Origin of the sequence: Spirulina sp. CCY15215 (assembly GCF_016888125.1) — a bacterium.
GTDB lineage: Bacteria > Cyanobacteriota > Cyanobacteriia > Cyanobacteriales > Spirulinaceae > CCY15215.
This window is the reverse complement of sequence record NZ_JACSWA010000059.1, coordinates 1-465: the sequence shown is the minus strand read 5'-3', so window position 1 is coordinate 465 and position 465 is coordinate 1. Positions and strand designations below refer to the sequence as shown.

Here is a 465-nt window from a genome sequence, read left to right as displayed (position 1 = left end):
CAAACTACCAGCTTGTTCTGAATCTAGAGACGATCCGGGTTCCGGCTGGGCGGCACGTTTATTCAGACCAAGGTGATTCTAAATATCGCTTTGGCATCGGTATGGAGCATTTTGGCAGCACTAATAAGGGAACTCTAGAATTGGCGCTCACCAATCCCAATCTCCAGCCTGGCGATTATGAAATTGTTTTGAAGCATGATAACGGTTCTACAATTTCACCAAATGTCACCAGTGGTAATCATCTGGCATTTCATGATCTTTCCCAAGGTGGTTATACTACTGAAGTGAAAATCACTAACCCGGCTAAAGTGTCAGAGACCTACGATATTGTCTTCAATTTGGATGAAGCGGGTAGTTTACTGTCAAAAACTCGGAATTTGGGACAGATTGGGGGTCAACGGATCACGGTTAATGATCATGTGGGTTTACCGACAAGCGATCGCGATGCTTATACCTTCACGACGG

1 protein-coding gene is annotated in these 465 nt (G+C 44.9%); it reads left to right on the top strand.

Annotation, left to right across the window (positions count from 1 at the left end; all coding sequences use genetic code 11):
- Nucleotides 1-465: hypothetical protein (locus JUI58_RS00250; RefSeq protein WP_204101754.1), on the top strand; the 465-nt coding region annotated here is incomplete at both ends.